General features: G+C 47.1%; 11 protein-coding genes. 3 read left to right on the forward strand and 8 right to left on the reverse strand.

Annotated features, from left to right (window positions below; all coding sequences use genetic code 11):
* Positions 1 to 109 precede the first annotated feature (109 nt).
* The 3 genes from AB8599_RS07610 to AB8599_RS07620 form a co-directional block, all read right to left on the reverse strand.
* Entirely contained in the window at positions 110 to 1690 is a 1581-nt protein-coding gene (locus tag AB8599_RS07610; protein WP_407333140.1) for an AMP-binding protein, read from the reverse strand.
* A 102-nt stretch (positions 1691 to 1792) separates the two neighbouring features.
* The gene (locus AB8599_RS07615) at positions 1793 to 3250 is read right to left on the reverse strand and encodes a coniferyl aldehyde dehydrogenase (RefSeq protein WP_407333141.1); all 1458 of its coding nucleotides are present in this window, start codon (positions 3248 to 3250) and stop codon (positions 1793 to 1795) included.
* Positions 3251 to 3534: 284 nt separating this feature from the next.
* Positions 3535 to 4593, reverse strand: a complete 1059-nt coding sequence (locus tag AB8599_RS07620; RefSeq protein WP_407333142.1) for an AraC family transcriptional regulator ligand-binding domain-containing protein — start codon at positions 4591 to 4593, stop codon at positions 3535 to 3537.
* 477 nt (positions 4594 to 5070) lie between these two features.
* On the opposite strand from AB8599_RS07620, the gene AB8599_RS07625 reads away from it, so the two are divergent.
* From AB8599_RS07625 to AB8599_RS07635, 3 genes are all read left to right on the forward strand, one after another.
* The gene (locus AB8599_RS07625) at positions 5071 to 6675 is read left to right on the forward strand and encodes an ABC-F family ATPase (RefSeq protein WP_407333143.1); all 1605 of its coding nucleotides are present in this window, start codon (positions 5071 to 5073) and stop codon (positions 6673 to 6675) included.
* A 132-nt stretch (positions 6676 to 6807) separates the two neighbouring features.
* Positions 6808 to 7215 carry a VF530 family DNA-binding protein gene (locus AB8599_RS07630; RefSeq protein WP_407333144.1) on the forward strand — a complete coding sequence of 136 codons (408 nt, stop codon included), beginning with the start codon at positions 6808 to 6810 and terminating at the stop codon, positions 7213 to 7215.
* A gap of 240 nt (positions 7216 to 7455) precedes the next feature.
* Positions 7456 to 7911 carry a TerB family tellurite resistance protein gene (locus AB8599_RS07635; protein WP_407333145.1) on the forward strand — a complete coding sequence of 152 codons (456 nt, stop codon included), beginning with the start codon at positions 7456 to 7458 and terminating at the stop codon, positions 7909 to 7911.
* Between the two features lie 54 nt (positions 7912 to 7965).
* Here AB8599_RS07635 and btuD read toward each other — a convergent pair whose 3' ends face one another.
* From btuD to pheT, 5 genes are all read right to left on the reverse strand, one after another.
* Positions 7966 to 8721, reverse strand: coding sequence for a vitamin B12 ABC transporter ATP-binding protein BtuD (btuD, locus tag AB8599_RS07640; RefSeq protein ID WP_407333146.1), 756 nt, complete (start codon positions 8719 to 8721; stop codon positions 7966 to 7968).
* Complete coding sequence (gene btuC, locus AB8599_RS07645; RefSeq protein ID WP_407333147.1) at positions 8718 to 9704, reverse strand: vitamin B12 ABC transporter permease BtuC; 987 nt, start codon at positions 9702 to 9704, stop codon at positions 8718 to 8720. Before btuC ends, btuD begins: the two co-directional genes overlap by 4 nt.
* A 63-nt stretch (positions 9705 to 9767) precedes the next feature.
* The gene (locus tag AB8599_RS07650) at positions 9768 to 10823 is read right to left on the reverse strand and encodes a succinylglutamate desuccinylase (protein ID WP_407333148.1); all 1056 of its coding nucleotides are present in this window, start codon (positions 10821 to 10823) and stop codon (positions 9768 to 9770) included.
* Positions 10824 to 11105: 282 nt separating this feature from the next.
* Positions 11106 to 11402, reverse strand: coding sequence for an integration host factor subunit alpha (gene ihfA, locus AB8599_RS07655; RefSeq protein WP_016962084.1), 297 nt, complete (start codon positions 11400 to 11402; stop codon positions 11106 to 11108).
* A gap of 410 nt (positions 11403 to 11812) precedes the next feature.
* Positions 11813 to 14200: a phenylalanine--tRNA ligase subunit beta gene (pheT, locus tag AB8599_RS07660; protein ID WP_407333149.1), complete on the reverse strand. Its 2388-nt coding sequence runs from the start codon at positions 14198 to 14200 to the stop codon at positions 11813 to 11815.
* Positions 14201 to 14214 lie beyond the last annotated feature (14 nt).

Genomic DNA, 14214 nt, shown 5'->3' on the forward strand with positions numbered 1-14214 from the left:
GAAAAAAAGCCCTAACTGGCTCAAGTTAGGGCATATATCAACCCAAAAAGGCTCTTTGAGAGTCATTGGGTATAAAAACTGTTGGGATAGCAACAGTAAGAAATTTAGGTCATTGTGACTTCGGGTTATCTCTCAGCTCGCGCCGCAGAATTTTTCCCACCGCAGATTTCGGTAACTCTTTAACAATAAATATTTTTTTGGGAATTTTATAAGCGGTTAAGTTCTGGCGACAGAACTGTTTGACGTTATCTAGTTCAATACGCTCACTGGCGGTGATATAAGCATGCACAGCTTCACCTGTGTCGAGGTCTGACACACCAATCACCGCCACTTCTAACACATCAGGATGGGAAGACAACACTTGCTCCACCTCGCTTGGGTAAACATTAAACCCTGACACCAAAATCATGTCTTTCAGTCGATCCACAATCTGAATACAACCGTCCTCCAAGATCATTCCCATATCACCGGTTTTGAAGTAGCCCTCCGGTGTCAATACCTCGGCCGTTTCATCAGGATTGTTCCAATAGCCTTTCATGACTTGTGCGCCTTTAACCACAATTTGACCGACTTCACCCTGCGCCAACGGCGAATCATTCACATCCCATATCTCTATAGTGGTGCCTATCAGTGGTTGGCCCACCGTGCCGTAATGCTCATTACCTGGGTGATTGATGCTGATGACAGGTGATGTTTCAGACATGCCATAGCCTTCAGTGATGTTGCCCCCCGTCACGTCCTTCCAGGCAAGTCGCGCACTATCTATAAGTGCTGTTCCGCCAGACACCGTGATTTTGAGATGGGAGAAATCGAGGTCTCGAAAACCTTGATGCTGACAAAGGCCAACAAACAAGGTATTGATCCCAGCCATTCCGGTAAATTTGTGTGGTTTTATTTGCGCCACCATGCCATCTAAATCGCGCGGATTGGGGATCAAAATGTTGGCATTGCCTTGGGAAAAGAACAGGATCAAATTCACTGCAAAGGCGTAGATATGATAAAGCGGTAAGGGACACACAAAAATCTCTTTGCCCGGTTCAACAACACCAGAGAGACGTTCATCTAACTGTGCCATATTGCTCAGCACAGAATGGTGCGTTAAACACGCTCCTTTCGCCCGCCCTGTCGTGCCCCCGGTATATTGCAGCATGCACACGGCGTCAGTTGGCACTAAAACGGGTACTAAGCTCGCCCCTTCACAACTTTCTATCGCGTGATTCAAATCAGCCTGATTAATGTCTTTCTCGCAGTTAATCTGAGGTAACTCGCCACCAGAAGTACACACCACGACTTCAATGTCCGTTTCATCAATAATGTCTGACAGTTTATCTGCGAGCGGAGAAAAAATAACAATGGCCTTCGCGCCCGAATCAGAGCATTGATGGAGCATTTCTCTCGGCGTATACAGTGGATTGGTATTCACCAAAACGAGCCCTGCTCGCAGGGCCGCAAATGCAACAATCGGAAAATCCAAGATGTTAGGTAGCTGAATGGCGATGCGATCACCAGGTTGTAAAGCGGTATAACGTTGAAACCAAACCGCCAATGCACGTGATTTCTCCTCCACTTGTCGATAGGTTAATTGTGCAGGGCCGCAATAAAAAGCGGTCTTATCGCCATTGCTCTCGCAGGCTTTCACTATGAACTGCGCCAAATTTGTCGTGTTATTTTCCTGTTCACTTCCTAACATGTCACATTCTCCTTTTCTTCTCACCCAGCCAAGCAGCGCTCGCTAACTGCGCATTCTTCGTCATCCAATTGCGCGTCAAATGTTGCGTCATTGAACGAACGGTTAGCGAATAAAAAACCGATAGAACAATTGATGAACCCGCTTTCCGTAGGGAGGAAACAGCATGTCCGCGAAAAATAATTTGCCACGACTAAATACCGATTTAGCATGTGAGAAGGTTCGAAAACCTTCAACTCCGTGATAACTGCCTATTCCTGAATCACCAATACCACCAAACGGCAGATCATCGACCACCACATGAAAGGCGGCATCGTTGATACACACCCCACCGGCATGGGTGTTGTTTAGCACCGTATTTTGAAAGTGCTTGTCGAAGCTTTGAATGTAAAGACCCAGCGGACGCGGGTTAGCATTGATATCGTCAATAACGTCACTGAGATCGTCATAACCTATGATGGGTAAAATGGGGCCAAATATCTCTTCTTGCATCACTTTCATAGTGCGGTTACTGCCTATCACTAGCGTGAGCGGCATGTAACACTCTGCAGACTCAGTAGAAACGTCACCTAACGGGATCACTTCAACACCGTGTGATTTGGCATCCTCTATGTATTCATTTAAGCGCTGATATTGGCGACGGTTGATGATGCGGGTGCGCTCTGAAAACCCATCCGTTGAGGGGTACATGGCTTGATAACGCATGCGAAGCGCGGCAACCAACTCGGCCACACGGTGCGTGGGACAGTAAACATAATCTGGAGACACGCAAGTCTGCCCTGCATTCATGGTTTTGCCGTAGATAAAACGCTTTACCGCTTCATCGATTGAGATCTTGTCGTCAATGATGACGGGAGATTTTCCGCCTAACTCTAGCGTGACGGGCACAAGGTTTTCGGCAGCGGCTTTCATCACATAACGGCCGACTTCGGTCGAGCCTGTAAACAGAATATGATCGAACGTCAATGCTGAAAACGCCTGCGCTATATTCGTATCCCCCTGAATGACCGCAACTTTGTCGGGTTCAAAAATGTCAGACAACATGTTCTCAAGCACAGCATTGGTGTTAGGCGTGTACTCTGAGGCTTTGATCATGGCGCGGTTCCCCGCAGCCAAAGCCGCCACTAGCGGGCCTAACGTTAAAAATACGGGATAATTCCAAGGTGAAATAATGCCGACCACCCCTTTTGGCTGAAAGACAACTTGCGCATGAGCAGGCTGAAAGACAATACCCACCGCGCGTTTTTGCGGTTTCATCCAACCTTTCAAGTGTTTAAGGGTGTAATCAATCGACGAAATTGAAGAAAAGATGTCGCCTAATAAGCTCTCGTCATGGCTTCTATATTGGAAGTCCTTTTCTAGGGCATTCAGCAAATCCTGCTTTCGCTGCAAGACACTTTGCTTAAGACGCTTCAGAGCCAACACTCTTTCGTCATAGCTAGGAAAACGGTCGCGATCGAACGCATGTTTCTGTGCTTCAAACAATTGCCTCATTCGCTCATTCTCGGAAAAAGCCATTGGCTCCGCCATTGGGATGTCATGGACTTGCTCTACATTGCTCATTGAATAGAAACTCCTTGTATGACGACAAACATGATCCAAACGAATCACTGAGTACCGACGTGACCATGCTTCCAATATGGCGTAGATCGCGCGGGGTACGATTGTTAATTTGCGCCAAAGAGTTATCCCATAGCTTAGCTGCATAGGATCAGACGGAGAATAGTATTTAAGCAGAGATGAAAACGGCCCAATTTGGGCCAAAATATAGGGAAGCCAAATCAATAATGTCGGCATACGTGGTAAAGAAAAGCGATTCCCTACGCGTTAATAGCGATAAATATTAGCTATGCTCTCGCATGAATATGCTCAACCACGTTTGAAGAAAGGTAACTATGGCGATACTCACCGGGTGCACACCCTTCCCAACGACGAAAAGCGCGATTAAAGTTCGCCACGTTTGAAAAGCCCACCAAGTAACCAATTTCGCTAATACTCATGTGTGGCTGCTTAATGTAGTTCAGGGTTAACCGCTTGCGGGTGTTATCTAAGATATCTTTGTAGCAGGTGCCTTGCTCACTTAACTTTCGCTGCAAGTTTCGTAGGCTCAACCCAAGATGCTTCGCGATATCTGCCTGAGAAGGCGCACCTACAGGCAACTCCTCAAGGATTTTGCTTTCAATCAGGTATGTCAGATTAGTTTTGTCCACCCTGCTCATGAACTTATTGAGCACGTCAATATGCAGCTGATTAATCACAGGGTTATTGCCAAAGGCCCTTTCGTTCGCTTGTTGCAAGTTGAGCACAACAGCGTTGCGCTCAGAACCATATTCGACAGGACAATTGAGGAACTCAGATACGACGGGGCAATTTTCTTTTAAACGATCGAAGGTGCATTCTATTTTGATGGGATTCACGTCCCCGCCCACCAGATCTCGCGACACCTGAACCAATGTCGCCAAAAACGATTCGATTAAATCAGGCGAAAGTACAAGACGGCCACTATCGGCATACTTATATACCAGTAACTCAACAACAAGCTCACCATTAGATTCATAGGTCTGCATATTGCAGCAGTTCGAAACCACACGTTTGTATTGGCTGACTCGCTCTAATGCTTCTCTCAAGCTAAATGAAGATTGAACCGCATACCCAAGCGCATGCAGTGCTGAAGGGTGAAAACAACGTGCTACTTCAATGTTGAACGCCCGAGTACCAACTTGCTTGTTACAATAAGCAAATAGATTTCCGAGGCTTTCAACACAAATCCTTCCTTCAGGATCATTCACTTCGACAGGATCAATATCAAACATCTCCAGCGTTTCCACTGGATCAATACCTAGCGCCTTCATTGCTCGAGTGACCGGAATAATCCAACCACTCAACGTAGAATAATATGCGTTCATGTCACTGACTTCCTGATACAACCGTTTAATTGTTACCAGCTTGTTTCTGGTTGTAAAGCCTACGAGTTCTTGTTTGGTGGTCACTGATATTGTCAAATTGAAAAAAAATTGTGCAGCAACAATAAGTAGATGTCACTTCGGTGATTTTGAGGCCTCTCAACTTATCGCAATTTTTACAACAAATTCTCTAAATTGAGACAATAAAACTGCTTCGTTGCCACCTTTACGGACGTTGTCGCTTTGCTTTGGTATCAGGTTATCCTACGCGTCTGAAAAGCGGAGAAATGAGCTAAGAGCGAAGACAACACCAAGATCACTTTCTATTCATTATTTCCTTTGCGTGACTTAGCTCCCACATCTGTTATTTGTTAAATAAATCTGTATAATTCGCCGCCTATTCATTCGTGCTTTAATTTCAGTTGATTTGGCCACTCTCGCAAAGCGATTTGCCAATCTTATATACCTAGGAATACTTCATTGATTTCAACCGCTAACATCACCATGCAATTTGGCGCCGAGCCGCTATTCGAAAACATTTCTGCCAAGTTTGGTAACGGTAACCGTTACGGCTTAATTGGTGCCAACGGGTGTGGTAAATCAACCTTCATGAAGATTCTTAGCGGTGCGCTATCGCCTAGCTCTGGCAATGTGTCCATTACGCCGGGACACAAGCTTGGTGTGCTAAGCCAAGACCAGTTTGCATTTGAGCAATATAACGTGATTGACGTTGTCATCATGGGCGACAAAAAGCTTTGGGAAATCAAACAAGAGCGTGAGCGCATCTATTCACTTCCAGAGATGAGTGAAGACGATGGCATGAAGGTCGCTGAACTTGAAAGTGAATTCGCAGAAATGGACGGCTACACCGCTGAAAGTCGTGCTGGCGACATTTTGCTAAAAGCCGGTATTGAAGAAGAGTTTCACTTCGGCTTAATGCAACACGTTGCGCCAGGTTGGAAACTGCGTGTGCTTTTGGCGCAGGCGCTGTTTGCAAACCCAGATATTTTGTTGCTCGATGAACCCACAAACAACTTGGATATTCACACCATCAGTTGGTTGGAAGAAGAACTGAATCAGCGTAAATGCACCATGATCATCATCTCGCATGATCGCCACTTCCTAAACGCGGTTTGTACGCACATGGCAGACATCGATTACGGCGAACTGCGCATTTACCCTGGTAACTATGAGTACTTCTTGGAAGCTTCTGCATTGATCCGTGATCAACTGCTGTCTGGCAACGCCAAGAAAGCCGCTGAAATTAGCGAGCTTCAAGACTTTGTAAACCGCTTTGGCGCGAACGCGTCTAAGGCAAAACAAGCCAGTTCTCGCGCGAAGAAGATGGATAAAATCAAGCTTGATGAAGTTAAATCATCTAGCCGTATGAGCCCATCGATTGATTTTGGTGAAGGCAAAAAACTGCACCGCCAAGCACTCGAACTTCAAAATGTCGGCCATGCCTTTGATGATGAACTGTTGTTCGAAGGTGGTGACTTGCTGCTAGAAGCAGGTTCTCGTCTCGCCATCATTGGTGAAAACGGCGTGGGTAAAACCACCCTGCTACGTTGTTTGGTCAACGAACTGACACCTAATCATGGCGTCGTGAAATGGTCTGACAACGCTTCATTCGGTTATTGCCCGCAAGACAGCACGGCTGATTTCGACAACGACCTGAACATTTTTGATTGGATCTCTCAGTGGCGCACCACCAAACATGATGATTTGATGGTTCGCGGTATTCTGGGCCGTCTCTTGTTTACCGCAGATGATGTAAACAAGAAAGCAAGAAACTGCTCGGGTGGTGAAAAGAACCGTTTGTTGTTTGGTAAATTGATGATGCAAGACATCAACGTGCTGGTCATGGATGAACCAACCAACCACATGGACATGGAAGCCATTGAAGCGCTGAACAACGCCCTGAAATCTTACAAAGGTACGCTTATCTTCGTAAGCCATGACCGTGAATTTGTTTCGTCATTGGCAACGTCGATCATTGACGTTAAAGATAAGAAACTGGTTAACTTCCAAGGCACGTTTGATGAGTACCTGGCGCACCAACAGAAAATGTTGAACGTCGCTTAACACAGTATTTGGGCAGCTCGCATTTCCGCTAATGTCGAGTTGCCAATGAACAGAATTAACACGCGAGGCAGTTGACGGTTACTCATGAATAACCGAGAAACAGCAACTGCCTCGAAGGATGGAGATCCCTTCATGACAGAACAAGAGCGTATCGAACTGCAAAAAAACAACCCGCTTCATGGCCTGAAAATGGAAGATATGCTGCAACAGCTTGTCGATCATTATGGCTGGGTAATTCTCGATACCGCGATGCGACTAAACTGCTTCAATACTAATCCAAGCATCGCAAGCAGCGTTAAATATCTGAAGAAAACCGAATGGGCGAGAGAGAAAGTCGAAAACTTTTACCTTTACCGTTTTAAGCGCATGCCAAAAGCAACGGAAGCAGAATTTGAAATGCCAGCACGCTCGCGCACTTTCCAGCATGGATTAGCGCCTCGCGAGCCTATGGACCTGACTGTAGAGTCCATCTTGCTTTCTCAAGCCAAAGCGGCTTCAGCCCACAAAGAAAGAACCGGCCGTCGCCCTAGCCGACGTTAATATGGAAAAGCCAAACCTCAGGGTTTGGCTTTTTTGATCCGCGATGATCTATTATCGAGCATCATGCATAAGAAGCTATTGTGAATGAACCTCTGACGCTTTTGCTCGTCTGAAAGATAAGAAGCGTCAGCAAGTCGCTGACACATGGCTGAATTGTCCTTCATACTTACTTGCACATACTGACAGATTCGCATTGCGCACTCAGTCACTGTTTTTTATCAACCCCACTAGGTACTTTACATGTTTTCAAAACTGTCTTCGATTCTGAGAGAAGTCTTCACTGAAGAAGGTGGCAGTGCCGCTGCAAATGAAAATCGATATCAACGTGCCATGGCTGGCTTGTTGTGCGAAGTCGCGGGCGCGGACAACGATCTAGACGTACGAGAAGAAACGGCAAAAGTGCGAATGTTAGGTGTCCTGCTCGACATTGATGAAACGGATGCCAAGTCGCTTATTGAAGAGGCTCGGATTGATTCATCCAATTCAGTATCACTCTACGACTACACAGATAAACTGCGGCAGTTAGAACAATCTCAGCGGTTTGACTTGGTGAAAGCCATGTGGGAAGTCGCGTATGCGGATGGCAAACTCGACCCACTTGAAGAATCGGTGATCAGAAAAACCTCTGAGTTGTTATATTTGGACCACGCTCTCTTCATCAAGGCAAAACTTCAGGCACAAGAAGATGCTGTCTAGCGTACGCCTTCTATCTCGCTATCACTTGTGGCGATAGCGAGATATCTTGAATGGTTACGTGTTCAACATGAGCAGTTGACCGTCGATTTCTACTCGGCGCAAACGCGTTCCAAACACCTTTTCCAACATATCAACATGCATCACTTCCCTTGGCGTGCCTTGCGCGACAAGATGACCATTTTTTAATAGCATCACTCTATCGGCATCGCTCAAGGTTCTATTGATATCATGGTTAGACATCACCACTGCAATACCACGCTCTGCAATACGCCGAACCATCTTGTACATTACGCTTTGCTGTGCGATATCCAATGCCGTTGCCGGTTCATCCAGAATCAATAATTGACCGTCAGGATTAATGTCTGGCCAAATTTGCAAACACACGCCTGCCAATCTCACCCGCTGCCATTCACCACCAGAAAGCTGTTCAGTGTTGCGATTAAGTTTGTCTTCAATGCCTAAGGTCGTGCAAATTTCTTTGACGGCAGTATCCAACTCAGCAGGATGATACTTGCCCAGCGCAGAAAGACTTAAACTCAGGTATTGATAAACGCCAATGGCGAACGCAGGCTTCTGCTGCTGACTCAAATATGCACGCTGTCTTGCTAACGATTTACTGTCAATGGCGTTGAGAGAGACACCTGATAAAAACACATCACCTTGGCCTTCGGTTAAGCCTGACAACAGCTCAAGCAAGGTGCTTTTACCGCTGCCGTTCGCACCGAGAAGATGCACAATTTCGCCCTGTTCGACCGAAAAACTCAGTGGCAGGAGGCGTGTTCCTAAAGCAATATTTTTGGCTTCAATCATACGCGCCTCAGCAACATCCAAATAAACAAAGGCGCACCAAGTGACGTTGTCACAGCGCCAACTGGCAATTCCGCTTCTGCGATAGCCATACGGCCAATCGTGTCAGCCACCAACATGAGCGACGCACCTGTGAGCGCTGAAAGCGGCAGAAGGTATTTGTTCTCTGTCCCAAGCCATAGCCTCAGAAAGTGCGGGACGACCAAACCAACGAACCCGATCACCCCTGCCATGGCGACAGATGCGCCTACAAGCACGCTGACCATTAATATCAGCTGCCACCTGAGTGTTTGAATGTTTAGACCTAGCTGTGTCGCTGGTGCTTCTCCTAGCATCATGAGATCCAGGTTATGCCCTTGCGTACACAACCAAAGTACAGCGGGCACAACCACCAGAGCGAGCGTTAACTGTGTCCAATGCACCCCTGAGAGGCTTCCCATTAGCCAGTAAAGTAACTGACGAAGGTTAAGGTCTGAACTGAAATAAAACGCCCATGTGACAATCGCACCCGATAAGATACCAAGCGCTACCCCAATCAACAGCAACCGTGCTGTCGACATGGTGCGTTTCCGCGCCAACCAGACCAAGACACCTGTAAAAGAGAGAGCCCCAAGCATGGCAGCAGACATTAAACCATACTGTGTGGCTAGCGCAGGGAAGAAGAACATAACGAGCACGAGCGCAAGGCTTGCACCGCCGGAAATACCCAACACACCGGGTTCTGCGAGTGGATTACCTAGCAAGACCTGCAATACAGCACCGGATACCGCTAACGACGCACCAATAAGAATGGCAGCGATCACGCGAGGTACACGTAACTCCATCAAGAGTTGTTGTGCTAAAGGCGAATCCACATGGAATGGGAAAATCCAAATCTCGCCTGCCGATAGCGAAAGCAGCGCGCACACGATAAGAAGCACGAAAGCGGTCAGGAGAGCAATATGCCAGCGCCGAGTGTGACGCTGGACAAGTTGAAGTAAATGCATGGTTTTATGGTCTAAACATCAGTAGCCGCCAACCATACAGAGAACACCGAAAAATGAAAAGTGCTAACTGGTTGCATTTGGGCCCGGCTCGTTGCCTACATTGACGAAAAGCGCTTGCGATTCGTCCGGAACAAATGGCGTCACGAGTAGGCAAGCACGCTGTCCGACTGCGACATTGGCATTAGGAAACACAACCGCCTCCCCCCCCTGTTGCGCCACATAGACCGTGCCGTTTTCTTCAGCAAGCTGCTCGCCTTGGTTGAAATAGGTAAAGTTTGCCGCGTCATTACTGAATGCCAATGTGAAGGCGTCATCTGTTTTGGTGATGGTACGTGTCACCTTATAGATTGAAAGATCGGTCTTAGGCGTATTCCTGTCATCTTGACGCGCGCTTAACAGATCAATGAGCGCGCGTTTGAGAGGCTCGAACTCTGACATATTGTTTTGATATAACGGTGCGACACGGCCCATTTCAAAGGTCGCGGCCAGTGCGCCAAAAGTTTCTCCACTCCACCAACTGAAGGTTGAAGACGGTGTTCGACTCAGCAGCATGGCATCCATTTGAGCGGATTTGAGAAACCCAATAAGTGGACGAACATCTGTCGCCTTAGTGGAGGCCGGTACGACAGCAAACATGTAGTGTTTAGAGTCGCGAATGGCGCTGTGCATATCGAAATGCCACTTTTCATCGCTCTCGTTCGCATTAGCAAAGAACTGGCTAACGTGCCCTTGAAGACGATTCGCCAACTGGCATTCCGCATTTCGATCTGGGTTAACACCGGCAAATAAACGATTGAGATTTTCTTCAATAAAGCGCGTGTGAGCGTGAATAGCATCAGGGTGAGCAATGATAAAAAGCGTGCGCGAACAAGGTACCCAGACGCCATTCAGTATTTCACTCACCAAATCATCAACCAATTCAATCGGAGCGGTTTCATCGCCATGAATACCAGAAGAAACCACAATGGCACGATTGGCATTTTTGGGCGAAAACTCCAACACACCAATGTCGTGATGAATAACATCAAGCCCGTTTGGCAATTGGAATGAATAAGGTTTGAACGTTTCTGGTGGGTACAAGGTGTGCTTAAGAAAGCCGCCGGAGAGTTGACTATCCATTTTCAAAATTTCCCTAATTATTATTTTCGTATCTCGCGGCTCATTATACCCATAGTCATCTCAAGATGCAGAGTTCTGAGCGTCAGGGTTCATCGCTGTGTCATTGAATGGTGTGAGCATCAAGAGATTAAGGCGGGTTTATATTCGTGTTCGCGTGGTTTTCACCCAATAAAAAACCGCAGCAAAAGCTGCGGTCTTAGTCACCCTATCGGCTTGAAAGCGAGTTTATCAAAAGGTAATTGTCTTCGGAACCGACTCTCCTCTTAACATGCTCTTCGACAATTACTTGTCGATTTTTGCGTTTTCTACGCGTGCTTTCAGTTTTTGCCCCGGGCGGAACGTTACTACTCGTCGAGCAGTAATTGGAATATCTTCACCCGTTTTCGGGTTGCGGCCTGGACGTTCGTTCTTTTCGCGAAGATCAAAGTTTCCGAAACCAGACAGCTTAACTTGCTCGCCACCTTCGAGTGCTTTTCGAACTTCTTCGAAGAACGCTTCGACGGTGTCCTTGGCGTCCCGCTTGCTCATCCCGACATTTTCAAACAGGTTCTCAGCCAGATCGGCCTTAGTGAGCGCCATAGGTCATTCCCTCAAGAAATGTTAAACATAAATGAGATACATTGTATCTTCACTACCAATTGCACTGCATTGGAAATATTCACTTGCTCCACTGTCGGGCAGCATATTCCGCATCAGTAACTTACGAACAGTGTAAGCCAACTGGCTGATTTGCGCCAACTTTTTTCCATATCATTATTTAGAACAGTGCTCTGTTTATGAGGATTTCATTCTTGCGTCATGCATAAAAAATGAGACACGGACTCAAGGATTTTTCGTTTAGATGATGTTTTTATTCGAGTTTTAAACGCTTGCAAACCATGACATGTTAACGTTTTGATAAAACTTAGGTTTATCAAAACGATACGTGTTAGAACTTTTGGACATAAAAAAAGCAGCCCTAAGGCTGCTTTTTATTGATAGTTTTCGCATTAATCGCGGAGGTGAGCACCAAATTTTTCGCCAAGCGTCGCAACAACCGCTGCAACCGCCTCAGAAATATCACTTTCTTCTAACGTACGTTCGGTAGATTGAAGCGTCAGAGCGATAGCTAGACTCTTCTTGCCTTCTTCTACGCCCTTACCTTTATAAAGGTCGAACAGTTTAGAGCCGGTGATCAGTGCGTTTTCAGCCGTCAGGCACGCACGAACAACCGCTTCTGATTCTACGTCATCAGCCACAATCACCGCGATATCACGACGGTTTGCAGGGAACTTAGAAATCACAACCGCTTCAGGGATCACACGTTGATTGATAGCCGCCCACTCGATTTCAAACACGACAGTGCGACCATTCAGACCAAACTTACGCTCAAGTTCTGGGTGAACAGTACCGATGTAGCCAACAACTTTGCCGTCTACTTCAATCGCAGCGCTCTGACCTGGGTGCAGTGCTGGGTGCTTAGCCGCTTTGAATCTGTAGGCAAACTCGTTAGCTGTCAATTCAAGCACAGCTTCTAAGTCGCCTTTGAGGTCAAAGAAGTCGACTGTGTTAGCCGCAATGTCCCAATGCTCTTCAGAGCGAGAACCCGCAATCACACCCGCCAACATCATTTCCTGACGCATGCCATTTTCAGCAGATGCTTCAGGGATAAAACGCAGACCTGCTTCGAACAAACGCACACGTGGTTGCTGACGTTTTTGGTTGTAAGCAACCGTGTTCAACAGACCGGTCCACAAGCTCAGACGCATTGCTGACATGTCTGCAGAGATCGGGAATGGTAGAATCAATGGCTCAACATCTGGCACGATAAGCGCTTGTTGAGCAGGTTCAACGAAGCTATAGGTAATTGCTTCGTGGTAACCACGATCAACCAGCAAATCACGAACGCGCTTCAGAGGTTGGTTCGCCTCTTTGTATTCGTTCATGGTGAGGTGTGCTTCAGGAGCTTGGTTTGGAATATTGTCGTAACCGAAGATACGCCCTACTTCTTCAACCAAGTCTTCTTCGATAGCCAAATCAAAACGCCATGAAGGCGCTTTCGCTGTCCAACCTGAATCTGTGGTTTCAACGTCACAACCTAGACGGCTTAAGATTTCAACAACATCATCAGAAGAGATGCAGTGACCCAACAGACGATCTAGCTTTGCACGACGCAGAGAAATGGTCTTCGCTTTAGGGAGATTTTCTTCAGATTCTTGCCCAACGATCTCACCTGCTTCACCACCACAGATTTCAATCAGTAGTTGCGTTGCACGCTCCATCGCATGGAACTGAAGGTTTGAATCAACACCACGCTCAAAGCGGTGCGAAGAATCAGTGTGAAGGCCATAGCTACGGGCACGACCGCGGATTGCATCAGGTGCAAAGAATGCAGCTTCGAGCAATACGTCAGTCGTCTCAGTAGTCACACCAGAGAATTCACCACCAAAGATACCCGCAATCGCCAGCGCTTTGTTGTGGTCAGCAATAACAAGCGTGTTGTCATTGAGTTCTGCTTCGTTGCCGTCAAGAAGAACCAATTTCTCGCCTTGCTTCGCCATACGCGCAACGATGCCACCTTCGATCTTAGCCAGATCGAACGCGTGCATGGGTTGGCCCTGTTCTAGCATCACATAGTTTGTGATATCAACGATTGGGTCGATAGAGCGAATGCCGCTACGACGCAGTTTTTCTTGCATCCAAAGTGGTGATGCAGCTTTAACATTCACGTTGCGAACAACACGGCCCAAGTAACGTGGACAGGCAATCGGCGCTTCGATAGCAACAGAGATCTTGTCATCGATTGACGGTACAACATTTTCAAACGCAGGCTCAGTCACTTCAGCGCGGTTCAATACACCCACTTCACGCGCCATGCCTTTTAGGCTCAAGCAGTCAGCACGGTTCGCTGTTAAATCAACATCAATGGTGACATCGTTTAGCGACAGGTATTCACGGAAGTCAGTACCCAGAACGGCGTCTGCAGGTAGCTCCATGATGCCGTCAGATTCAACGTTAATGCCCAACTCGGTGAACGAGCAAAGCATACCGTGAGAAGGTTGACCACGCAGTTTCGCTTTCTTGATTTTAAAATCGCCAGGTAGAACCGCTCCAACGGTTGCCACTGCGACCTTAATACCCAAACGACAGTTTGATGCACCACAAACGATGTCTAGTAGCTCTTCGCCACCGACGTTTACTTTGGTCACACGCAGTTTGTCAGCATCAGGGTGTTGGCCGCACTCAACCACTTCACCAACAACCACGCCGGTGAACTCACCTGCAACAGCTTCAACGTCGTCTACTTCTAGACCCGCCATGGTGATTTGGTGTGCCAGTTCTTCGCTATTTACAGCAGGCTTAACCCACTCACGAAGCCAGGATTCACTGAATTTCATTTCTCAATTACCCC

Source organism: Enterovibrio litoreus (assembly GCF_045679545.1).
Taxonomy (GTDB): domain Bacteria; phylum Pseudomonadota; class Gammaproteobacteria; order Enterobacterales; family Vibrionaceae; genus Enterovibrio.

What these genes read in the sequence shown, in the direction of transcription:
- AB8599_RS07610 (WP_407333140.1), bottom strand. Translation starts at nt 1,690, where the DNA reads ATGTTAGGAAGTGAACAGGAAAATAACACGACAAATTTGGCGCAGTTC.
- AB8599_RS07615 (WP_407333141.1), bottom strand. Translation starts at nt 3,250, where the DNA reads ATGAGCAATGTAGAGCAAGTCCATGACATCCCAATGGCGGAGCCAATG.
- AB8599_RS07620 (WP_407333142.1), bottom strand. Translation starts at nt 4,593, where the DNA reads ATGAACGCATATTATTCTACGTTGAGTGGTTGGATTATTCCGGTCACT.
- AB8599_RS07630 (WP_407333144.1), top strand. Translation starts at nt 6,808, where the DNA reads ATGACAGAACAAGAGCGTATCGAACTGCAAAAAAACAACCCGCTTCAT.
- AB8599_RS07635 (WP_407333145.1), top strand. Translation starts at nt 7,456, where the DNA reads ATGTTTTCAAAACTGTCTTCGATTCTGAGAGAAGTCTTCACTGAAGAA.
- btuD (WP_407333146.1), bottom strand. Translation starts at nt 8,721, where the DNA reads ATGATTGAAGCCAAAAATATTGCTTTAGGAACACGCCTCCTGCCACTG.
- btuC (WP_407333147.1), bottom strand. Translation starts at nt 9,704, where the DNA reads ATGCATTTACTTCAACTTGTCCAGCGTCACACTCGGCGCTGGCATATT.
- AB8599_RS07650 (WP_407333148.1), bottom strand. Translation starts at nt 10,823, where the DNA reads ATGGATAGTCAACTCTCCGGCGGCTTTCTTAAGCACACCTTGTACCCA.
- ihfA (WP_016962084.1), bottom strand. Translation starts at nt 11,402, where the DNA reads ATGGCGCTCACTAAGGCCGATCTGGCTGAGAACCTGTTTGAAAATGTC.
- pheT (WP_407333149.1), bottom strand. Translation starts at nt 14,200, where the DNA reads ATGAAATTCAGTGAATCCTGGCTTCGTGAGTGGGTTAAGCCTGCTGTA.